The sequence below is a fragment of the Stenotrophomonas nitritireducens genome (assembly GCF_001431425.1).
Classification (GTDB): domain Bacteria; phylum Pseudomonadota; class Gammaproteobacteria; order Xanthomonadales; family Xanthomonadaceae; genus Stenotrophomonas; species Stenotrophomonas nitritireducens.
Window position 1 is genome coordinate 141,422 of the sequence record NZ_LDJG01000017.1, and the last position, 20,459, is coordinate 161,880.

Sequence of the window (20,459 nt, forward strand, 5' to 3'; positions counted from 1 at the left end):
GAGGGTGGGTCAAGCCGCTACCGCTTCCGGCGTCCAAATCTTGGCCGGATACGGATAGGCGGTGAGCGCGTCGCTGCGGATCAGGGAGCCGAGCGCCAGGGTCAGCGCCGGCACGTCGATGGCGAGCCGATGGCCTTCCAGCGGCCCGAGGGCGAACGGAAGGCGGGCCAGCATCTCGCGGGTTTGCAGCAGTTCCAGCACGGTCTCGCGCCAGTGATCGAGCAGCGGCAACGGGCAGGTGTCCCGCACCAGCATCCACAGGCGGTCAAGCCTGTGGGCGCTGTCGCGTGGCAGCAGTGCCAATGCGCTGGCGTTGGCCTTGTCGGGCTTGACGCAGCGCCGGTCGAACAGCCACACGTTGGACAGCGAGCCGAACAGCGTCCGCCGGTACGCGCGCGTGATGCGCTTTTCCAGGCGATCGACGTTGCCGATGAATACCGGGACGCTGCCGCCCTGGTCGGTGATGACGTGGAACTGGTCCAGTCCCTGCTCGTCGCGCCCGAGGGTCAGGCGAGCGAGGAACTGCTGGACGGCGGTGTCCCGCGCCCAGATGGACAGGAAGATCAGGTTGCCCTGGTCATCGCCGACGCAGGCGTCGGCCATCACGTCCGGGCATTCGTCGATGCGGTACAGCGTGGAAGAAGTGTTTGCGGGCATGGTGGTGTCCTCGGATGAACGGGAACAGCACCGCCCGCTGGGGCAAGTACTGCCCCAGGGGGTGGAAGAAAACCGCTCAGTCCGGCTCGAACTGCCGGGTGTGCGGGTTGAAGTGAAGCGGCTCGTCCGCCGAAGTGATCGGCGTGAAGCCTTCCAGGTAGATGTTGTTGAGGTACTGGTCGCGGTAGGTCAGTGCCTGCCGTGCCTGGTCCTCGGTGAGGCCGTTGTCGATGAAGTACGCCAGCATTTCCTCGTCGGAGGACACTTCGTCGTTGGACAAACTCCCTTCAACGAGTGCCAGCAACGAGGGCGGAAGCGTTGCCAGGATCGGGTCCATGTCGGTTCCTCCTGGCTCAGGCCATCGACGCCGCGGCGGATGCCGCGGATGCCGTGGGTGTGCGCCGCCGGGCGTGGTAGGCGCGAACGCCTGCACGCCAGTCGGCGGACTGCTCCGGTGCGAGGTCCAGATAGGACAGCGGGCACGTGTAGTAGTACGGGTGCATGGACTCGTCCAAGGACTTGTAGCCCCACTGGCCGCCGCTTCGTTCAAGCAGATCGCAGCGGATGTAGCGCAGGGACTGGCCCGGTGCGAGATCACGATGCACGCCTTCGACCTTGGCGGTCACTTCGGCGACGGACCACAGCACGTTGCCGCGCAGGGTGTGAGCGATGACCTTGACGCTGGCGCGCTCGGTCTCTTGCGGTGCGATCAGTTCCGCGATCAGTTCGGACCGCGATTGGTTTGAGAAATACCAGCCCATGAGAGGCCTCCTCGAAAAGTTGAGCTGAAGGCCTCCCCGTGGGGAAGAACCCCCAGCGGGTGATGGAATGCCGCATCTGCGGCGAAGGAACCTATGCGTCGCCCTCAATCCCAGTCGTCATCGTCTCGATCACAACCGGCCGGGCAGTAGCCGAACTCGATCCCGTGCGAGCAATAGCCATGCTCCGCATTCCAGTCCTGGGTTTCCTGCCGTTCGGCAGGTGTTGCGTAGTCCCATTCCTGGGCCGCGATTTCGAGAGCCTGAGCACGTTGCTCATCCGGCAAACGATTGGCCTGTGCGTCGATCGCCGAACTGAAGAGCGTCACGTAGTGGTCGTAGGACAAGCCGCAACCGCGCTGGGCGTGTGCGGCGGCCGCTTTGCAAAGGTCCCGCCACGCGGGTTCATCCAGCGTTGAACGCGGGGTATCGCAAGCGATGGTGGACATGATGGAGACCTCCAGAAAATGGCCAGGGCCTCCCCCGCATGGGAAAGGAACCCCGGCGGGTGGATGAAGAACACCGCGCATGCGGCGTCTGCGATCACGCAGGTTTTGGTTCGGCCTGGCGGCTCCACTCCTGCGTCTTGAAGTCCAGCGCGTAGCCCAGCTCGCCCAGGCGGGCGATCTGCGCGCGCAGGGTGCGGCGGTCGATGGTCGAATCCAGTTTCACGGACTCGCCCAGCGGCCACAGCAGGCCGAAGAGCGCGGCGTCACCGTCTTCGGTGCTGCCGGGGGCAGCGGCCGTAGCAGGCGGTGGCGCATCCACGCCGAAGGGCGTGGTATCGACCAGCGGGTCCGCGGACGCCTGCACGGGTGCGGGCTTGGCGGGCCTGGACGCTTTGGTGGGCTTGGCCGGCGTTGCCGCAGGCTGCGCCCCTTGCTCTTCATCGAGCGGATCGACGTCCTGGGTGGCGAAGCTGCGGGCTTCGTCGCGGCTGAGTTTGTCGATGCCGTTGAGCGTCATGCCGTCGAGGCTGGCACGGATCTCGAACCGCATGCCGCCGCCGACCGGATAGGACTTCGGGAAGATGTACCTGATGATGAATTCCCCGTCGTACTTGCCTTCGGGGTACTGCTCCAGCTCCGGGTCTTTGACCTCGAAAGTACCGAGGTGCGTCGCGAGGCGGCCAACCGTGAACGGGCCGTTCTTGCCGCGGATGGTACGCAGCGTGAGCTGGCCGGGGACGACGATGGGCGCAACAGATTTCTCGGAAGCCGATGGGGTTGCCATGATGGTTCTCCTGATGATGAATGACGGGCCGCCGACGGCACCCGGTGGATGAGAGGAAATGGCCTCGCCCGAGGTGGGCGAGGTCCGCGTGGCATCACGCCTTGAGCTGGCGCATGCCTTCGGCCAGCAGCCACAACGCCCGGTTCAGGCGCAGGTTCTGGTCGATGCCTTGCACCGGACGGGTGCGCTGATTGCGGCCGTTGGCCGTGCGTCCGTTCAGGCCCCCTTTGACTAGGTTCTCCTGGACGCGGTTGAAGACGGCCCACAGGTCGTTCTTGCGGTCGTCCCATCGCCGAGGGGCCAGCAGTTGGCTCTCGGTGACAGGCGTGGACTTGGCCGGATCGTCGTACTTGAGTGCGAGCGCAGAGTTCGCAAAGACCTCCGCTTCGCCCTCATCGAGGGTGATGGTGCGCATCGCATCGCGCGCGTTATGCACGCGCTCGAAACCTTCGAGGACTCCGTAGGCACCTTCGATCACCTGGCTGGCCACGTCGCCCTTGTGGGGAACGCGGATGTCTGCGGTGGTGTCACCGCAAACCAGGCCGTTGTGGCAGACGAACCGGAACATGCCGGCGAGCATCTGATAGCTGCTCGTGCCGTCATGGCTGTTGAGCAGGATGATCTCGTTCGCCTCGTCGCCGTTGATCTGGCTTGCATGGCGAAGTCGGATGAGGTGCTTCGTGTACTCGCGCCGGTCTTCGTTGCGCACGCGCGTCTGACACACCATGAAGGGCTCGAAGCCCTCCTGGCGCAGCTTGGTCAGCACGGTCGAGGTCGGTATGTAGGCATACCGATCGGACCGGCTCCCATGTGGAGCGTCGGCGAAGATCGACGGAACGACGGCACGAATGCGGTCGTCCGAGAGTGGGCGATCAGAGCGCAGGATCGGGGATTGCGGAGCAAAGCGGGATACCAGAGACATGGCTGATCTCCTTTGAGAAATTCGACAACCGCGTGGCCGTGAGACCACGCGGAACTCGGGGGATGAAATGCGCAAGCACGCGTCCTGGGGACGCGGCGTACGTGGGGAGGAAAAGCGACAAGGCCCCGTGAGAGGCCGTGCCGGATCAGAACGAAGCAGCCAATGCCGGCTCCTGCTCCTGGACTTGCGCCTCGGGCTCGCGCTCGGCGGGCTCGGTGGCCGTGTCGATGGCATCGTCGGCTTCGGACGCGGATGCGTCTTCGGCCGGCGGCGCCTCGGCTTGCGCCTGGCTCGTCGGATAGACCTGGGTGCCGTCGATCTTGATGAGACCGATGTGGACCAGCGTCGATTCCAGGCTGGCGGCCGGTTCCCCGGCGTGCTCACCCTTGGTGCGGATGTACGGATCGATCTTCATGTCGTTCAGACGGAAGGCGATCAGCACCTTGCGGTCACCCTCGACGGCCTGAACGCACCGGCGAACCAGGTGCTCGGCTTCCGGGGTGGCGACGATGGTGTCGAAGTACCGATACTCCGGTTCATCGACAGGCCCGGCCAGTGCCGCGACGGTGCAAGAGAGGAACGAGTCGCCAGCTTTTGGGGTGACGTCCTTCACACGATTGAGATAGCCGATGCCGCGGGTGATCAACTCGTGCTGCTCGATCGAAGCCAGTTCGGCCCGGTCGATCAGTTCGGCCTTGAGCAGTCGCGCCTTGAGGGACGCGGCGGCCTGACCCTTCTGCTCACCCTTGTCGCGGATGTACACATCGCCCCACAGGTCACCGAGGCGAAAGCGCACCAGCGGGCGCTGCTTGGGATCGTCAACGCCGATGTAGCGCTGAACGAGCTTCTTGGCCTCGGCACCCGAGACCTTGACGTCGAAGTAGCGGTAGCTGGGGTCCCGGGCGGGGCCGACCAGCGCGGCGATGGTGCATGCCAGGAAAGGCTGCGCACGGCGGCCGCCCCGGACGGGCACTTCACGGACACGCTGGATGTAGCCGATGCCCGAGGTGTGGAGGTCGAAATACGATTTCTCGTTGGACGTGGTGTTCATGGTGAATCTCCATTGGGATGAAGCGGAGACACACCGGCCCACGCATGCGGGGAAGGTGCGTGACCCCGCGGTGGGTTGATAAGGCGAAAGCATCCGCCACCAGAGGCTGGTGGCCGCTCGCGGAAGGATGCGGTGCGAGCTGGCTCGGTCACGCAGTGGGAACTGCGCCGCAACCTCGAAGACCGATGGTTGCCTGGCATGTCGCTGACGACGTCAGCAGGCATGGGGCCAGCATGGCGGGGCCTCGCGCGCGCGGCAGCAATCAATCGGCACCCGGGCGCTTCCCTTTGTCCGCGCCACCCGGCGCCTGTCACAGGCACTTGGCGCCGCGCAGGTGCTCGGGGGTATCGGCGCGCGGACGGCCGGGACGGCTCCAGGCGCCGCCACCGCGCGCGCCGATCAGCCGCCAGCCGGCGGCGCGCAGGCTGGCGCCACCTTCGTCGGGCATGGTGTAGGTGAGCAGGCGTATGTAGCCCAGCGCCCTTGCCGCCTGCCAGGCCGCGCCGTAGAGCTTGCTGCAGGCGCTGGGTGTGCCGTCGGTGCACAGCCGCGTGACTTCCAGCGTCCAGGTGCCGCGCGACCGGGCGGCCGACAATGGCCACGCCGTGGATCAGGTCGCTGTCGCTCAGCGTGACGGCCAGGGCGAACTTCGCGCCCTGGACCGGGCGGTGGTGGCGATGGTGCGACAGAACGAATGCATTGGCCGTGCGCAGCGACACCGGTAGGAGGTGCAGCCTCGGCGAGGTCGATGGCGTGTTCATGCGGTTGTCTCCGGTGGCATGCCGGCGTTGTGGCCGGCGGGGCGTGCCTCGGCGGCTGGAGACAAACGCGCACGCGCGGCGATGGCGGCGGTGCGAACAAAAGAAGGCCCCCGATGCGGGGGCTGCGAGGCGGTTGCCGCGTCAGGCGGGAGGCACCACTGCTAAGGACAGGTGCGTGGCGGTGGCGGAAAGCACGAGATCGTCCGCCGAGTGCTGGAGGCGCGTGAACAGGCCGTCCTTCGGGTCGAAATACTCCGCGAAGTCATCGCCGCCCAGCTCGCGGCCGGCGAGGTGCCACCAGTCATCGAACGGGTCGGTGTCCGGGTTGCATCCGACGGCGTAGGCGAGCAGTGCCTGGCGCCCATCCGGGCGACGCTCCCCACGCTCGGCGAGGAAGTACACGCCCTGATCCTTGACCAGGACAATGCGGCACTGATTGGGGACGTCTCAGAAAACGGAAAAAATCGTACGCTAAGCCGGTTGCAGCGGTCGTAGCGGCCTGAACTTGCCCGCGCCGATCTTGGCGCTGCTGCGCCAGAGGTAATCGCCGGTCAGGTTGATGTGCTCCCAGCCCAGCGGCGACAGGTACTGCAACAGGGCGTCATCGACAGTCTGGCCGTGACCGCGTAAGGCGTTTGAGGCCCGTTCCAGATAGACCGTGTTCCACAACACTATGGCCGCCGTCACCAGGTTGAGGCCGCTGGCCCGGTAGCGCTGCTGCTCGAAACTGCGGTCGCGGATTTCGCCCAGCCGGTTGAAGAACACGGCGCGGGCTAGCGCGTTGCGGGCTTCGCCCTTGTTCAGTCCGGCATGCACGCGGCGGCGCAGCTCGACGCTTTGCAGCCAGTCCAGGATGAACAGCGTTCGCTCGATGCGGCCCAGCTCGCGCAGCGCCACGGCCAGGCCGTTCTGGCGCGGGTAGCTGCCGAGTTTCCTGAGCATCAGCGAGGCCGTCACCGTGCCCTGCTTGATCGAGGTGGCCAGCCGCACCTTGGCGTTGATCGCCTTGCCGGACGCCTGGAACTGCTGCTGATGCTTGTGCTTGGCAGCGTTGAACAGCTTGCCCAGGATGCGGTCGTGCAGGTCGATGATTTCGTCGGTGACGGTGGCCATGCCCTCGATGGCGAGCGCACCAGGGTCGCGTAGCGGCGCTGTGCCTCGAACTTGGCCAGATCGGCGGGCGTCATCTGGCCGCCTTCGCGGGCGATCTTGAGCAGGCGGTTCTGGTGCACCGACCGCTCGATGCCGGAAGGCAGGTCGAGCGCCTGCCAGGCTTTGAGGCGCTCGATGTGTTCGAGTATGTGGCGCGAGTTCGGCTTGACGGGCGACTGGCGCAGCCAGGCCAGCCAGGTCGTCTTGCCGTTGTCGTGGCGCTTGAGCAGATCGTCGAGGCGGTGCCGGTGGGTGGCCGACAGGGGATCGGACAAGGCCGCGTAGATGCGGCGGTTGGCGCGGCTGTAGGCGTTCATCGAACACCTCCCTTTTCCTCATCCGGCGCAACAGGACAGTTGCTTCACGTCCTTGTTGAAGGTCTGCGCCGCGAGCTTCAGTCCCTCGACCATGGTCAGGTAGGGGAACAACTGGTCGGCCAGCTCCTGCACGGTCATCCGGTGGCGGATCGCCAGCGCGGCCGTCTGGATCAGTTCGCCCGCTTCCGGCGCGACCGCCTGTACGCCGATCAGCCGCCCTGAGCCAGCTTCCGCCACCAGCTTGATGAAGCCGCGCGTGTCGAAGTTGGCGAGCGCCCTCGGCACGTTGTCGAGCGTCAGCAGCCGGCTGTCGGTCTCGATGCCGTCGTGGTGCGCTTCCGCCTCGCTGTAGCCCACGGTCGCCACCTGCGGATCGGTGAACACCACCGCCGGCATCGCCGTCAGGTCCAGCGCCGCGTCGCCGCCGGTCATGTTGATCGCGGCGCGCGTGCCGGCCGCCGCCGCCACATAGACGAACTGCGGCTGGTCGGTGCAGTCGCCGGCAGCAAAGATGTGCGGTGCGCTCGTGCGCATGGCGCGGTCGATGACGATGGCTCCCTGCGCATTGACTTCGACGCCTGCCGCTTCAAGGTTCAGGCTGCGCGTGTTCGGCGCGCGACCGGTGGCGACCAGCAGCTTGTCGGCGCGCACTTCCCCCTGCCCGGTGGTGAGCACGAATTCCCCGCCCGCATAGGCAACGTGGCTCGCCTGGGTGTGGTCCAGCACCTCGATGCCCTCGGCGCGGAAGGCGTCTGTTACGGCTTCCCCGATGGCCGGGTCTTCTCGGAAGAACAGCGTGCTGCGCGCCAGGATCGTGACCTGGCTGCCCAGCCGGGCGAAGGCTTGCGCCAACTCGACCGCCACCACGGAGGAACCAATCACGGCCAGCCGCTCGGGGAGCGAGCTGCTTTCCAGCGCCTCGGTGGAGGTCCAGTGGGGTGTGTCCGCAAGGCCCGGGATTGGCGGAAGCGCCGGGCTCGCGCCGGTGGCAATCAGGCAGCGGTCGAAGTTCACCTCGTGCGTGCCGCCGTCAGCGGTCGCCACGGTCAGCGTGCGCGTGTCCCTGAACCGGGCCTCGCCGCGCAGCACGGTGATGGCCGGAGTGCTTGCCAGGATGCCTTCGTACTTGGCATGGCGCAGCTCCTCGACGCGGCCTTGTTGCTGGGCCAGCAGCCGCTCGCGCAGTACAGCGGGCGCTGCGGCCGGCAGGCCAGCATCGAACGGGCTTTCGCGGCGCAGGTGGACGATGTGCGCGGCGCGGATCATGATCTTGGACGGCACGCAGCCGACATTGACGCAGGTGCCGCCGATGGTGCCGCGCTCGATCAGCGTGACGCGGGCGCCTTGCTCCACGGCCTTCAAGGCAGCCGCCATCGCCGCGCCGCCGCTGCCTATCACAGCCACGTGCAGCGCTTGTTCACCGCCAACATGCTTCGTTTCGCCACCGAGCCAGCCCAGCGCCTTGTCTAGCAGGCCGGCAGGCTTGTTCGGCGTGTCGGTAAGCCGTGCGCGATAGCCGAGCGTGGCCACTGCGGCAACCAGCGGGGCCACGCTCACGCCTGCATCCGCCTCGATTTCGGCCTGCCGCTGCGGATAGGACACCGAGGCCGCGCGCACGCCGGGCACGTTCGTCAAAGCCTGCTGGACGTGCTCGGCGCACGACGTGCAGGTCATGCCTTCGATGTGGAGGGTGATCGCCTCGGCCATGATTACGCCCTCACTGCTTGACGCTGGACGGGTAACCCGCGTTTGCGGTGGCCTTGGTCAAGGCGTCGGCATTGGTCTTGGCCTCGTCGAAGGTGACGACGGCCTCCCGCTTCTCGAAGCTGACTTCGGCCTTCTCGACGCCGGCGACCTTGGACAGAGCCGTCTTGACCGTGATCGGGCACGCGGCGCAGGTCATGCCGGGCACCGACAGGGTGACGGTCTTGGTGGCAGCCCAGGCGGGCGCGCTTAGAGCGGCGGCCAGGGCGATGAGGGTGGTGAGGGTGGTGAGTTTCTTCATGGTGATCTCCTTTCAGTAGAACAGCGGCAGGACGTAGGGAAACGCGAGGGCAACCAGAACCAGGGCGGCCACGATCCAGAAGATCACCTTGTAGGCAGTCCGCACTTGGGGCACGGCGCAAACGTCGCCGGGCTTGCAGGCATGGGCTGGTCGGAAGATGCTGCGCCAGGCGAAGAACAGCGCGATGAGCGCTGCGCCGATGAAGATCGGCCGATACGGCTCCAGCACGGTCAGGTTGCCGATCCACGCGCCAGAGAAGCCGAGCGCGACCAGGACAAGGGGGCCGAGGCAGCAGGCCGAGGCGAGGACGGCCGCGACGCCGCCGGTCGCCAGTGCGCCGCAGCCGTTCTTGGGTTCCGACATAAGGTTCTCCTTCCGGGACTTCGCTTGATGCTGTAACGTTACTTCCGTAGTCAACTACGGAGTCAAGCGCCATGGAGAACGCTCAAGAGAATCTGACCATCGGGGCCTTCGCCAAGGCAGCCCGGGTCAACGTGGAGACGATCCGCTTCTATCAGCTCAAGGGCTTGCTACCCCAGCCGGAGCGGCCCTACGGTCGCATCCGCCGCTACGGGCAGGCGGACGTGGCGCGGGTGAAGTTCGTGAAGTCAGCCCAGCGCCTGGGATTCAGCCTGGATGAAGTCGGCCAGCTCCTGAAACTGGAGGACGGCACCCATTGCAGCGAGGCGGCCGAACTGGCTGCTCACCGGCTGGCCGATGTGCGCGCACGCATGGCGGACCTCACGCGGATGGAAGAGGCCCTGTCGACGCTAGTGAGAGAGTGCAACGCGCACCATGGCAATGTTTCCTGCCCGTTGATCGCAGCTTTGCATTGCTGCTAAAGGGCCCACTTCGGCTCTTAGCGTACGATTTTTTTCCGTTTTCTGAGACGACCCCTGATTGGCGATGGCTTCGGTCAGCACGGGGCGCAGGTCAGCGCCTTTGAATCGCAGTGACATGGATGAAATCTCCTGTGTGGAAGAATGAGAAAGGCCTCCATCCGATGGGATGAAGGGCCTGTAGTGCACGCGGCCGGAACGGCTGGAACGCCGTGGCGGATGCCTCGGGTCAGCCGCAGGACCGCCCGGTTTCGCTGCGGGGCGTCATGCCGGGACGGCCTGGCGCTTGCGGGCCGCTTTCGCGTCGAGGATGCTCACGTCGATCTGGCGCCAGCGCCCGTCGTCGATGAGCCTCTCCAGCACTTCGCCGAGCATGTCGAAATACACCTCGTCGTGCCGATCGACCAGTTCGACCGATTCACCGTTCTGACGGTGCAGTTCCACCACGTAGGTGTCTCCGCCGCGGTCGTAGAGGATCGTCACCCGGCCCTCGAACTTCGCGGTCGAGACCGTGAAGCTGATCGCCGGCGGGGTCTCGATGATCTTGGAGGGCGTGGGATCGACCCAGGTGAAGTCGCGGGCACCGGCATCCACCAGCATGTGGGTGATGCGCCGGAAGCGATCGGGGGCCGGCATCTCCTCCAACTGCTCGATGAGCTGGCCCAACTCCATGCACTGCGGCGTGGGAATGGGCAGCTTGGCCGGCGCCGAGCCGAGGATGTGCCTCGTGATGGTGTACGGCGTGCCGTCCGAAGTCTCCTCGGTGATGACCTCCGGCGTGTCCGCGCGCAGTCCGTCGAAGCGACGACGGGCATAGGGTTGGACATGCACCTTGGCGCCTTCGGCAGGAACCGTGGTCACCAGGCTGGGATCGAGCACCGCGAACTCGGAAGGCTTGAGCTTGACGACGATGGCATCGTCGGTCGCGGCGACCACCTTGCCGTCGAAGGGTTGGGGGTCGATGGCGAAGCCCAGCGTTGAGGACAGCGGCTGATCATCGAACACGCGGTACTTGAACGACCGCACGTTGCGGGGCACATGGCCTGCGACCAGCGAAGGCATCATGGATTTGATGAGGGAACGATCCATGGGGAAACTCCTTGAGGAAAAACAAGGGATTCCCCGCCCGCAAGGGAGAGGTCCCTTGTGGGTGGCGTGGATGGACGCGGTAGGTCCGTAGGAAGAAACGACCAGCACGGTTTCCCGCGCTTGCAGCCTCGAAGGTCTCGACTGCCTGGGCATGTGCCGGCAACGCCGACGAACATGGGGCAAGCATGGCCCTGGGGCGGTCTGCCTGCCCGCAGGAAACGGCACCGCACCACAACCGTTTTCCTGTGCTGCGGGCAAGAAAAAGCCCCTCGAAAGGGGCTGGAGGAATCAGGCTTGGTACACGAAGTAGTGCTCGCGCTGACGCGGAAAGAACACGTGTTTCCACGTGTCGCCGCTTGTGTTGCCACCGTCGAAGACGACCATTTCGTAGTCGTCCACGTCGGTGTCCACCAGGTCGGCGCTGGCGATATGGCGCATGTGCAGCGTGCCGCTCATGCGCTCGAATACCAGGATCTGGCCGATGGCATCTTCCTGGCTCATGGCGTTGACGCAGGCTCCGAGTTGGTGCTCGAAGTCGGATGCGGGTGTGATGAGGTCGGGGAACATGGGATCGCTCCTGTGAAAGTGCGCCGGCCCGGCTCTCTGGCGGGAGACCGGGCCGGCATGCGGTGAGGACAAGGAAGGCCGGGGATGTGTGTGGCAGCTATTCGCCGGCCAGCGATAGGCCCGGCAACACGGGTGCGTCGGCATCGAGGATGAGGATGCGCACGTCGGCCTGGCCGGCCAGTTCAAGGATCTGTGCCAGCTCGTCCGGCATGCCCTTGCTGCGGTGCTCCTGCCGAAGCTGCTCGGCGGCGATCCCCTCGACGTCCTGCAGGTGCTGGTCCGTCCAGGGCGTGGAGATCAGCTTGACGCCGATCGCCGGGCTGTAGGGAATCCGGAACGCGATGAACAAAAAGGCCTCCGGCGTCGCGAGGTCAGCCAGGTTGGCCAGGTACTGGCCGGTTTCGCGGCTGATGTGCGCGCTGCTGATTTCCCAGCACCGGCTGTAGTAGCCGGTCTCGAAGCTCAACCGCTGCACGACTTCCCGTGCGGCCTCGGCCGAATAGGTGTCGCCAATGTGGACGGGGCGGCCGTCGAAGTCGTCGCCGTGGATCGCGTACACCACGGCACCCACCATGCCTTCGCCGCTGCCCCCTTCAGCCGCGTCGCATTCGGCGATCAGTGCGGCGCCGACAGGTTCGGTGCCAGTCCTGACCACCGCGAAGTCGCTGGTGATGATGCAAGGAGAAGAAACCAGCGCCGCGTCGCAGAGGTGCTGCTGGCTCGGGTGGATGTTTCGCCAAACATGCGGGCTTCCGTCCTCGTAGCTGATGGACAGCGTGCGGACGATTTTCAGATTCCAGTAGCCGCGTAGAAAGGGATTGGGATTCTGGGACATGGGATTTCTCCAACAGAATAATGATGGAGCAAATCCCCGCCACCGGGAATTGACCCCGGTGGGTGGAAAGAAAGGAAACAGCGTCAGGTGACGCTGATCGTTGGCGTTTGGGCCAATCGCTCGGCGACGCGCCGGCGCAAATTCATGCGGAATGGCTCGTCGCTGACGCCCGCCAGCAGATTGATGGTCTCCAGCGCGATCAGGGCCGAAGCCTCTTCGATGTCGGCGGCCACAATGGTCTTGCGCAATTGGTCGCCGAGCTGGAGGGCCTGGGAGGAGGAGCTGATGAAGCGGACCTCGCGGCTCAGGTAGCAGCCGTTGCCGCCGAACTCGAACAGCCGCGGCTTGCTGCAGTACCAGCAGCCCTCGAACTGGATGGCGGTCAGGTGGTGCCCGTCATCGAACCGGGTGGCGATCAGAAACAATGCGTCGAGATCGGCGGTGTCCTCGAACGAATGACGGTCGATCAAGTTCCCCAGCTCTTCGTCCTCATCGGCACGGAAGTGCACGGCGAGCAGTTCGAGCAGCGGCGGGATCGACAGCCCTTCGTCGTCCGGCATCGGAATACCGAGTTGCGTGGCCAGGTCTTCCAGGCCATCGAGCACGTCCGGCCATTGCGGATTGGTGGTCTCGGCGATCTGGGCGATGTAGGCCTGCCCGTTGCCGGGGTGGCTCTCGTCCAGCGCGAAGGCGCCGAACAGCGCCTGGATGACGGGCGTCACACGGTCGAGCACGAGAACGCCGGTGGCTTCGTAGTAGTTGTTGGCCATGAAGGCTCCTTTCGATGAATGAACGGAGCCAGCCCTTGCGGACGATGGCATCCGCAGGGGAAACCGCCTGATGCCGGATGGCGCTGGGCGGGGAGAAAACGCGAGGGACATGGCCTCGAACGAGGCGCATGTCCCTCATGGGGTCCCGTGAACGCAGTGATGAAGGTGTGCCAGGGACCGGCTCACCAACCGCTGTAGTTCAGCAGCAGGTCGGCGATCACCTGGCGACGTTGCAGATCGAGACCATCGAAGTCCGACAGTCCTTGGAAGTGGCAGCGCTTGAGCATGGCACCGCCCTCGCGCGCGTTGTAGAAGCTGAACATGGCGGACAGGAACATGCGTTCCCCGCTGCTCAGGACGCCGAGTGCGTCGTTGGCACGCAGCATGTCGGGACGCAGATCCCACTTGCTCTTTGCCTGGTTCAGGCCTTCGCGCGTGCCGTCGCCAAACCATTGCGGGCCTGCGATCTCGACGCCGCGCTTCCAGACCTCGAAGAAGGCTTGGGGCGCGGCGGCGAAATGCTGCTCTTCCCGCATGATCTGATCGACGACTTCCTGGGGCAAAAGCTGGTTCATGACGTGGTTCCTCCAGTTGGATCAGGGTGTGGCGAGCTGGGACCAGCCGCCTCTTTCGAGGGCACGTTGAGCCGCGGCATAGCTGCGGAAGTACTGGCAGGATTCCCGCGAAACGGGACCTTCTGTATCGCGCGTGCCGATGTAGTGGCCGGCGGCGCTATGCAGGATTTCGAGCGGCAGGAACTTGCCGCAATGGATCAAGGCCAACTGGCCGAAAGAGGCTTGCTGGGACATGGACGGGCTCCTTGGAAAAAGCGGGGCCTCGTCCCTCACGGGATGGCAGCTCCCGCACGCGGTTGAGAAAAAAGCATCGGCGTCACGGGTGACGCGCGTCCGCAGACTCGATGCGATGGCGGACTGGCGGGTAGCGCGGAAAGAATCCGCGGCAGCCTGGAAACTCTGGCTGCTGGCATGGTGCTGACGAATCAGCGACACATGCGGGCAGCTTCATGCGCGAGGCGAGCCGCGTCAGCCGGAAATCGGCATTTGCAACAGCCCCGATTGGCGAACGCGGAAAAAAGAAAGCCCCGCAATAAGTGCGGGGCTGTCAGGAGGATGAGGCGAAACTGGGTCAGCGAGGCCTGTCGCCCAGTACATGCTGCTTCCACAGGGCGAATGCCTCGTCCGGTCCCAGCTCTGCGAGGATGACGATGGGCTGGCCCCGACGGGCACGCAGCGATGCGAAATACGCTGGCCGGTCGGCGATGGCGTTGAGCTTGATGCCCTTTAGGAACAGCAACTGGCGGGGGCGAACTTTGGTGGTAACGCAGGCATGATTGCGCTTGTTTGGGGCAAAAGGGCCAGCGAAGCGGGCGGACACGGCCAGAAAACCGCGACGAACTACTTGTACTTGCCAGGCGAGGCGAACGGGTGACATCAGCATATCGCTATGCGGTAAAGAAGACCGTCCTAAAGCTTGCAGGATCCCGGCATAGCTTCATCATCACCTCTCCGTGACGGCTCATTGGAACGAAAAAGGCCAGCATCGCCGTGATGGACTTTCATAATTGCCAGGTCAACTGGCTTGCGTGCTGTTTATTCACAGCAAGGCATTGCGACGTCGTTGCAGCAATCGCCGCCATCGCAACAGGGCGTTGCAGCAAAAGCGGCGGTGGGCGCTAGCATGAGGGCCAAGCCGCGGCCGCTCATGCTGGGGGCCGTTCTCTTCAGATTGGTGTCCTGCACCGTGTGCATTGCGAATTTCCGGATCGTCCCAATGTCACTGGGACTCCTTTGTGGCGGCCGGGTTCTCCACGCTCATGAACGACTGGGCCACCAGCGCGATCGCCCCGCCCACGATGGCCATGTCAGCGATGTTGAAGGCGGGCCAGTGCCAGCCGTGCAGGTGAAAGTCGATGTAGTCGATAACGTGCCCGCGCGTGGCGCGGTCGAACGCGTTGCCCAATGCGCCGCCCAGAATGAGGCTGTACGAAAGGCCTTCCGTTTTGCGCAGCGGCCGGGAGAGCAGCCATGCGAGCCATGCCGATATTGCGAACGCGATCGCCAGAAAAAACCACCGCTGCCAGCCGCCCGCGCCAGCAAGGAAGCTGAACGCCGCGCCGGGATTGAGAGCGTGAACTAGGTTGAAGAATGACGCCACCTCGTGCGACCAACCCAAGGGAGTTGTCGCGTCAATGTAGCTCTTAGCTGCCTGATCGCCGGCGAATATAACGATCGCGAGTGAGTACCACTGCGTCTTGCGAAGAGATGGTTCATCCATTGTTCATGCCGCCTTGAACTTCAGGAGGCGCAGCCCATTGACGACAACCAAAAGACTTGCCCCCATGTCAGCGAACACAGCCATCCACATGGTGGCATGCCCTGTGAACGTCAACGCAAGGAACACCGCCTTGATGCCAAGGGCCAGAACGATGTTCTGCGTGAGGATCGCCGCAGTGCTACGCGACAGCCGGATGAAGGCGGGGATCTTGCGCAGGTCGTCGTCCATCAGGGCGACGTCGGCTGTTTCGATCGCGGTGTCGGTGCCGGCCGCGCCCATGGCGAAGCCGATGTCGGCACGGGCGAGCGCGGGCGAATCGTTGATGCCGTCGCCCACCATGCCCACCTGGCCCTCGCCGCCGACCAGGCTTTCGATGGTCTTGAGCTTGTCTTCGGGCAGTTGGTCACCACGGGCTTCAGAGATTCCGACCTGGGCAGCGATGGCCGCGGCCGTGTGCTGGTTGTCCCCCGTCAGCATCAGCGTGCGCACACCCAGCGCCTGCAGGTCGGCCACCGCCTCACGGCTGGTTTCCTTCACGGTGTCGGCCACTGCAAAAATGCCGAGCACGGTCGCATCGTCCATCAGCAGGATCGCTGTCTTGCCTTGGCGCTCCAGGGTCTCCAGCCGAGCCTGGAGCGTCGCTTCGCTCAGGCCCAGCTCCTGGGCGAGCCTGTGGTTGCCCATGTGCAACATGCGCCCGGCGACGCGGCCGCGCACGCCGCGGCCAGGCAGCGCCGCGAAGTCGTCGACCTCGTGCAGCGCGATGCCGTCACGGTTCGCCTTGCGGGCGATGGCCTGAGACACAGGATGGTCCGAGCGTGCCGCGAGGCTTGCGGCCCAGGCGGCAACTTCCTGCGCCTCGCCGATCAGCGGCACGAAGTCGGTCTGCTCGGGCTTGCCATGTGTGAGTGTGCCGGTCTTGTCCAGGGCCAACGCCTTGAGCTTGCGCCCGCCCTCCAGGTAGACGCCACCCTTGATCAGGATGCCGCGTCGGGCGGCAGCGGCCAAGCCGCTGACGATGGTGACCGGCGTGGAGATGACCAGAGCGCAGGGGCAGGCGATCACCAGCAGTACCAGGGCCTTGTAGACCCAGTCAAACCATGCGCCGCCGAAGGCGAGCGGCGGCACGACGGCAACCAGCACGGACACCGCGAACACCGCCGGCGTGTAGACGCGGGCGAACTGGTCGACGAAGCGCTGCGTGGGCGCACGGCTGCCCTGCGCGGACTCCACGGCATGGATGATGCGCGCGAGCGTCGAGTCGCTGGCGCCTGCGGTCACCTTGTATTCGAAAGAGCCGGTCTCATTGATGGTTCCGGCGAAGACCTGGTCACCTTCGGCCTTCTCGACGGGCAGGCTCTCGCCGGTGATGGGCGCCTGGTTGATGGCCGATCGACCCGAGGTGATCAGGCCGTCCAGTGCGATGCGCTCGCCAGGACGCACGCGGACCACCGCGCCCTTTGCGACCTCCTTGGCCGGCAGCTCTGTCCATGAGCCATCGGCCTGCCGCACGGTCGCGGTCTCGGGCGCCAAGTCCATCAGCCCCCGAATGGCGTTGCGGGCGCGGTCCAGCGACTTCGCCTCGATCACTTCCGCCAACGCGAACAGGAACATGACCATGGCGGCCTCCGGCCAGTGGCCGATCGCCATGCCGCCGGTGACCGCGATGGCCATCAGGGCGTTCATGTTCAGGTTGAGGTTCTTCAGCGCGATCCAGCCCTTCTTGTAGGTGCTGAGGCCGCCGGTGAAGATCGAAACCAGTGCCAGCACGATCACGGCCCAATGATTGCCGTCGTTGACCCAGTACACGCCTTCGGCGGCCACCGCCGCAACGCCCGAAACCGCCATCGGCCACCAATTGGTCTTGTGCGCGGCCACCGGGGCATCGCGCGGCTCATCAGTCCTCTGGACCTCGGCTTCCATGCCCAGCGATTCGATGGCTTCGACTGCCGGCTTGATCGCGTCGGGTGTGTGCCGAACCGTGAGCGTGCGCTGCATCAGGTTGAAATCCATTCCCTGCACGCCCGGCATGCCTTGCAGCTTGCCGCGGATCAGACTTTCCTCGGTCGGACAGTCCATCTTCGCGATGCGAAGTACCGTGGTGGCTGTCTGCATGTCCTGCCGCGCAGCCTGCATTCCAATGGAAGCAAGCGCCTTCTCGATCGGCGCTGAGGTCGCCAGCGTGTGCTGGACTCCCAGCACACGCTGCATCAGATTGAAGTCGAGCGCGGTCACACCCGGCAGCTTGCCCAGCCGGTCGCGGATCAGCGCTTCTTCCGTCGGGCAATCCATGTTCTCGATCCGGTACGTCACCCGCTCGCCGATCGGCGGCGCGGAAACGGCAGCGGTTGGTTGCTGCTGCAGGGCCGAGGATGGGATCACAGCCGCGGCTTCGATCGGCCCCGTGTGGCCGAAGGTCTGCTCCTTGGCGCGCATGCCGATCGAGGCCAGGACCTGCTCCATCTGCGCGCGTGCCTGAGCGAGGTGTTTCACCGACAGGGTGCGCTCAGCGAGGTCGAAGTCGAGGTCCTGAATTCCCTCGACTGCCCCGAGGTGCGAGCGGATGAGTTTCTCCTCGCTCGGGCAGTCCATGTTCTCGATGCGGTAGGTGGTCGACACGGCGGCGTCTCGGACAGCCTGAGCCTTCATGCCCACCGAATTCAGCGCTTGCTCCAAGGCATCGGCCGAGACTTCGCGGTGCGAAATGGTCAACAAACGCTGCGGAAGATCGAACAGGAGCCGCTCGACACCGGGCATGCCCTCCAGCGTTCGCCGCACCAGTGCTTCCTCATTGCGGCAATCCATGTTGCTCACGTGGAAAACGGTGGTTTCAGTGCTGGCCTGCTCACTGGCGCACGCCGTCTGTTGGCCATTGCCGCCGGAGCAGGCGCATGGGCTGGAAGGTTCTTTGTTCATAGATCGCTCTTCATTGACAAGGTTTTCCCCGGATGCCATCATTAGAAAACCTCTAGTAGATATAGAGTCAAGTTTTTTATAGGAAGCAACCATGATGCGGATCGGTGAACTGGGCAAGAAGGCAGATTGCTTGGTGCAGACCGTGCGCTTTTACGAGTCAGAAGGCTTGCTGCCCGAGCCTGCACGTAGCGAGGGCAACTTCAGGCTCTATGACGAAGTCCATTTGCAGCGCTTGCTGTTCATCCGCCGCTGCCGGGCGAAGGACATGACGCTGGATGAGATCCGTCAACTGCTGAACTTACGGGATCGGCCAGAGTTGGGCTGCGGCGAGGTGAACGCGCTGGTCGACGCTCATATCGCGCAAGTGCGGACCAAGATGAAGGAATTGCGCGCCTTGGAGCGCGAGTTAATGGATCTGCGACGCTCCTGCGATAGCGCCCGAACCTCGCGCGAGTGCGGCATTCTCAACAGCTTGGCCGAGCCCGCCTGAAGCTCGAGCGTGTCATCGGTGCTGGAAGTGATCGGGTCCAGTTCTGAGAGCCACGTGCCGCGCTCCATCATGCGAAAGCGCGCGATTCTGACGTTTTGAGACGGCGTGCGACCGAGGGCGTGGCCCACAGGAGCCAGCGCGAGCCGGACGACCTGCGCGCCGCAATCTCCGCCACCTTACGGGTTCTCCAGGCCAGACCGAGCATCGCGGCGTGGCTGCGCAGGTGCAGGTGCAGGCCAAGGTAGCAGTGCGCCACGACGCGGCCCGACTCATGGGCACGCCACGCAACTCGCGATCGCTTCGCAAGAAGCCGCAAGGCCCGACTCGCGCAAGAATGCGACGTGGGCAAGATCGTATAGCCAGCAGCGCAAGCGTTTGCCGCTGCTGGCCGGCTCCGGAAGGGATAGACAAGCTGCGGGCCGTAGTCCATTGGAAAGTCCATCTTTCTTGAGTGTCACTCTTTGGCGCCCAGCGTGTGCTTTTGCGACCGGAAAGCGCTGAACAAGTGGCCCCCGGGCATCCAGAAATCGCCGTAGTTGACTTGGGCGTCTTCGTGCTCACGCTTGTGATGCCAGCGATGGGCTTCAGCCACCCCGATCAACAATCCCAACGGCCCGACCCGGTATCCCAGATTGGAGTGCTGGAAGGCCAGATGCACGACCAAGAAGCCGAGCCATGCGCCGACGGCCAACCACAGCTTGGAACGCCGCTACTGGCTCAACGGGGAGTGGAAAGGCCGCCCGCCCTCTAGCAAGGCGGCACAAGCGAGCGCGACGATCACTGTGAGTAGCTCCGTCGGAAAAGACGGCCGGCCGGTCGCGAGCTCGCCGAAGAGCACAACCGCAGTGGCGCCACGGATCAGTGGATAGCAGCCATACCGGATGACAGTCGCAATGAAGGGGGCGCATTGGTGCTCATCTGTTCTGTCCTAAAGCTCTGACTGGATTGGAAAACCTTCTAGCTACGGTAGAGTCAAGGGCGTCCGGGAAGACCCTGTGGCAAGTTCGTTGCATCTGCGCCTTGACTCTCCAGCCGCTACAGGCTTCAGCATCCATCGATTTGGAAGGAACAATGCATGGCTGAAAACCACAGAAATCACGAAAACGACGAGTTGGGCCGCCTAGATGCGAGCGATGCGAAGGACCGAAAGATTCTTCTGACTGTGTTGCTGATCAACCTGACGCAGTCCGCCGCCGGCATTGCCCTTGGCATCTGGGCTGGCTCTACGGCGCTGATGGGCGCCGGGTTGGACAACCTCGCCGATGCGTCGGTCTATGCGGTTAGCCTGTATGCCGTCGGTCGTGCGGCAACGGTCAAGGTGGGCGCGGCCCGCTTGTCGGGTTTCTTGCTAATCGGCCTGGCCGCGCTGCTGCTGTTGGAAGTCCTACGCCGCTTCGCTGGAGGGGAAGAGCCTGTCGGCCCAGCCATGATGGCCATGGCCGCGCTGAACGCGGCTTTGAACCTAGTGTGCCTCAGACTACTGCGCCGCCATCGCGGGGAAGATGTGAACTTCAAGGCGTCAGCGATCTTTACCAGCAACGACTCCATCGTCAATGGTGCGATTGTGCTGTCCGGGGTGCTGGTGATGGGGTTCGGGTCGAACATCCCGGATCTGGTGCTGGGCGTCATCGTGGCCGCAATCGCAGCGAATGGGGGGCGGGAAATCCTGCGCGAAGCATCGGAAACAGCTCGCCGTAAGGCGGGCACATAAGGCATGTTTTCGCCCAGTTCATCCCGAGGTTTACCTCTGCAAAAGAGGTAGTCCAGCCTTTGGGCTACGGCCTCGGCTGCAGCCGAGCGTA

General features: G+C 64.6%; 26 protein-coding genes and 2 pseudogenes. 3 read left to right on the forward strand and 25 right to left on the reverse strand.

Annotated elements, in window-relative coordinates:
* Positions 1–9 precede the first annotated feature (9 nt).
* From ABB22_RS12030 to merT, 14 genes and pseudogenes are all read right to left on the reverse strand, one after another.
* Positions 10–657, reverse strand: coding sequence for a hypothetical protein (locus ABB22_RS12030; RefSeq protein WP_003116820.1), 648 nt, complete (start codon positions 655–657; stop codon positions 10–12).
* Between the two features lie 76 nt (positions 658–733).
* Positions 734–994 (reverse strand): hypothetical protein, encoded by a 261-nt coding sequence (locus tag ABB22_RS12035; RefSeq protein WP_003090124.1) that lies wholly within the window; start codon positions 992–994, stop codon positions 734–736.
* Positions 995–1,010: 16 nt separating this feature from the next.
* Positions 1,011–1,418 carry a hypothetical protein gene (locus tag ABB22_RS12040; protein ID WP_003116821.1) on the reverse strand — a complete coding sequence of 136 codons (408 nt, stop codon included), beginning with the start codon at positions 1,416–1,418 and terminating at the stop codon, positions 1,011–1,013.
* A 104-nt stretch (positions 1,419–1,522) separates the two neighbouring features.
* Positions 1,523–1,864 carry a hypothetical protein gene (locus tag ABB22_RS12045; RefSeq protein ID WP_003116822.1) on the reverse strand — a complete coding sequence of 114 codons (342 nt, stop codon included), beginning with the start codon at positions 1,862–1,864 and terminating at the stop codon, positions 1,523–1,525.
* 94 nt (positions 1,865–1,958) lie between these two features.
* Positions 1,959–2,648, reverse strand: coding sequence for a DUF3275 family protein (locus ABB22_RS12050; protein WP_003116823.1), 690 nt, complete (start codon positions 2,646–2,648; stop codon positions 1,959–1,961).
* A 94-nt stretch (positions 2,649–2,742) separates the two neighbouring features.
* A complete protein-coding gene (locus ABB22_RS12055) occupies positions 2,743–3,570 on the reverse strand; it encodes a DUF932 domain-containing protein (protein WP_003116824.1) in 828 nt (275 codons plus the stop codon).
* Between the two features lie 145 nt (positions 3,571–3,715).
* A complete protein-coding gene (locus tag ABB22_RS12060) occupies positions 3,716–4,621 on the reverse strand; it encodes a DUF3577 domain-containing protein (RefSeq protein ID WP_003116825.1) in 906 nt (301 codons plus the stop codon).
* 310 nt (positions 4,622–4,931) lie between these two features.
* Positions 4,932–5,382, reverse strand: a pseudogene (locus ABB22_RS19020) (XF1762 family protein).
* Between the two features lie 141 nt (positions 5,383–5,523).
* Positions 5,524–5,808, reverse strand: coding sequence for a DUF3085 domain-containing protein (locus ABB22_RS12070; RefSeq protein WP_031629745.1), 285 nt, complete (start codon positions 5,806–5,808; stop codon positions 5,524–5,526).
* A gap of 45 nt (positions 5,809–5,853) precedes the next feature.
* Positions 5,854–6,372, reverse strand: a pseudogene (locus ABB22_RS19025) (Tn3 family transposase); the annotation flags it as partial.
* On the reverse strand, positions 6,336–6,851 hold the full coding sequence (locus ABB22_RS19030; RefSeq protein ID WP_003098931.1) for a Tn3 family transposase: 516 nt from the start codon (positions 6,849–6,851) through the stop codon (positions 6,336–6,338). The pseudogene ABB22_RS19025 and the gene ABB22_RS19030, both read right to left, overlap by 37 nt.
* Before the next feature lie 18 nt (positions 6,852–6,869).
* Positions 6,870–8,558: a mercury(II) reductase gene (gene merA, locus ABB22_RS12080; RefSeq protein ID WP_003098932.1), complete on the reverse strand. Its 1,689-nt coding sequence runs from the start codon at positions 8,556–8,558 to the stop codon at positions 6,870–6,872.
* A 10-nt stretch (positions 8,559–8,568) separates the two neighbouring features.
* Positions 8,569–8,856 (reverse strand): mercury resistance system periplasmic binding protein MerP, encoded by a 288-nt coding sequence (gene merP / locus ABB22_RS12085; RefSeq protein WP_003116826.1) that lies wholly within the window; start codon positions 8,854–8,856, stop codon positions 8,569–8,571.
* Between the two features lie 12 nt (positions 8,857–8,868).
* The gene (gene merT / locus ABB22_RS12090; RefSeq protein WP_003116827.1) at positions 8,869–9,219 is read right to left on the reverse strand and encodes a mercuric ion transporter MerT; all 351 of its coding nucleotides are present in this window, start codon (positions 9,217–9,219) and stop codon (positions 8,869–8,871) included.
* 71 nt (positions 9,220–9,290) lie between these two features.
* On the opposite strand from merT, the gene merR reads away from it, so the two are divergent.
* On the forward strand, positions 9,291–9,698 hold the full coding sequence (gene merR / locus ABB22_RS12095; protein WP_003098939.1) for a mercury resistance transcriptional regulator MerR: 408 nt from the start codon (positions 9,291–9,293) through the stop codon (positions 9,696–9,698).
* A 261-nt stretch (positions 9,699–9,959) separates the two neighbouring features.
* Here the strand turns inward: merR and ABB22_RS12100 are convergent, their stop codons facing one another.
* From ABB22_RS12100 to ABB22_RS12140, 9 genes are all read right to left on the reverse strand, one after another.
* Positions 9,960–10,784 (reverse strand): hypothetical protein, encoded by an 825-nt coding sequence (locus ABB22_RS12100; RefSeq protein WP_003098941.1) that lies wholly within the window; start codon positions 10,782–10,784, stop codon positions 9,960–9,962.
* A 288-nt stretch (positions 10,785–11,072) separates the two neighbouring features.
* Positions 11,073–11,351, reverse strand: coding sequence for a hypothetical protein (locus ABB22_RS12105; RefSeq protein WP_003116828.1), 279 nt, complete (start codon positions 11,349–11,351; stop codon positions 11,073–11,075).
* Between the two features lie 97 nt (positions 11,352–11,448).
* Positions 11,449–12,186 (reverse strand): DUF5983 family protein, encoded by a 738-nt coding sequence (locus ABB22_RS12110; protein WP_003116829.1) that lies wholly within the window; start codon positions 12,184–12,186, stop codon positions 11,449–11,451.
* An 83-nt stretch (positions 12,187–12,269) separates the two neighbouring features.
* Positions 12,270–12,956, reverse strand: coding sequence for a hypothetical protein (locus ABB22_RS12115; protein ID WP_003116830.1), 687 nt, complete (start codon positions 12,954–12,956; stop codon positions 12,270–12,272).
* Positions 12,957–13,138: 182 nt separating this feature from the next.
* On the reverse strand, positions 13,139–13,531 hold the full coding sequence (locus ABB22_RS12120) for a hypothetical protein (protein WP_003116832.1): 393 nt from the start codon (positions 13,529–13,531) through the stop codon (positions 13,139–13,141).
* Positions 13,532–13,552: 21 nt separating this feature from the next.
* Positions 13,553–13,765 (reverse strand): hypothetical protein, encoded by a 213-nt coding sequence (locus ABB22_RS12125; protein WP_003116833.1) that lies wholly within the window; start codon positions 13,763–13,765, stop codon positions 13,553–13,555.
* 337 nt (positions 13,766–14,102) lie between these two features.
* On the reverse strand, positions 14,103–14,414 hold the full coding sequence (locus ABB22_RS19035; RefSeq protein WP_003108988.1) for a hypothetical protein: 312 nt from the start codon (positions 14,412–14,414) through the stop codon (positions 14,103–14,105).
* Between the two features lie 336 nt (positions 14,415–14,750).
* Complete coding sequence (lspA, locus tag ABB22_RS12135) at positions 14,751–15,251, reverse strand: signal peptidase II (protein ID WP_003098955.1); 501 nt, start codon at positions 15,249–15,251, stop codon at positions 14,751–14,753.
* Between the two features lie 3 nt (positions 15,252–15,254).
* Entirely contained in the window at positions 15,255–18,167 is a 2,913-nt protein-coding gene (locus ABB22_RS12140) for a heavy metal translocating P-type ATPase (protein ID WP_003098961.1), read from the reverse strand.
* A gap of 91 nt (positions 18,168–18,258) precedes the next feature.
* On the opposite strand from ABB22_RS12140, the gene cadR reads away from it, so the two are divergent.
* On the forward strand, positions 18,259–18,657 hold the full coding sequence (gene cadR, locus ABB22_RS12145; protein ID WP_003098965.1) for a Cd(II)/Pb(II)-responsive transcriptional regulator: 399 nt from the start codon (positions 18,259–18,261) through the stop codon (positions 18,655–18,657).
* A gap of 67 nt (positions 18,658–18,724) precedes the next feature.
* On the opposite strand, the gene ABB22_RS19040 is transcribed toward cadR, so the two are convergent.
* Together ABB22_RS19040 and ABB22_RS18615 are read right to left on the reverse strand one after the other, a co-directional pair.
* Complete coding sequence (locus tag ABB22_RS19040; protein WP_011516992.1) at positions 18,725–19,099, reverse strand: DUF3703 domain-containing protein; 375 nt, start codon at positions 19,097–19,099, stop codon at positions 18,725–18,727.
* 12 nt (positions 19,100–19,111) lie between these two features.
* Complete coding sequence (locus ABB22_RS18615; protein WP_014747696.1) at positions 19,112–19,321, reverse strand: sterol desaturase family protein; 210 nt, start codon at positions 19,319–19,321, stop codon at positions 19,112–19,114.
* 411 nt (positions 19,322–19,732) lie between these two features.
* Between ABB22_RS18615 and ABB22_RS12155 the strand changes: the two genes are divergently transcribed.
* The gene (locus ABB22_RS12155) at positions 19,733–20,368 is read left to right on the forward strand and encodes a cation efflux transmembrane domain-containing protein (protein WP_003098972.1); all 636 of its coding nucleotides are present in this window, start codon (positions 19,733–19,735) and stop codon (positions 20,366–20,368) included.
* The last annotated feature ends 91 nt before the right edge of the window (positions 20,369–20,459 follow it).